The following is a 259-nucleotide window of genomic DNA, read 5'->3' on the forward strand; positions in this document are numbered from 1 at the left end:
TGAGCATGTCTACAATAGCTGCGGATACTCTGGTCTTTCCACTTCCTGTGGCCATCACCAACAAGGCTTTTCTAGATTTACCTCTTAGTTCGTTGTCGTGTGTGATGACCAATGCTTCTGCCACTCGCTTAATGGCTTCTAATTGATATGGTCGACCTGCAATGTCTCTATCTACCTGAAACTCTCGTAAGTCTTTTCTTGTTCTTCTTCGTTCTATGAGATATTGTAGCTCATCTTTGGTATAGAATCCACTTACTTC

The 259-nt window shown here is 42.1% G+C and carries 1 protein-coding gene; it reads right to left on the bottom strand.

Features of this window, described 5'->3' with window-relative positions; translation table 11 throughout:
- On the bottom strand, positions 1-259 hold a 259-nt coding region (locus NLM59_RS11595), incomplete at both ends, for a DEAD/DEAH box helicase family protein (RefSeq protein WP_304417942.1).

It is taken from the genome of Profundicola chukchiensis, from assembly GCF_029664245.1.
GTDB classification, from domain to species: Bacteria; Bacteroidota; Bacteroidia; order Flavobacteriales; family Weeksellaceae; genus Profundicola; species Profundicola chukchiensis.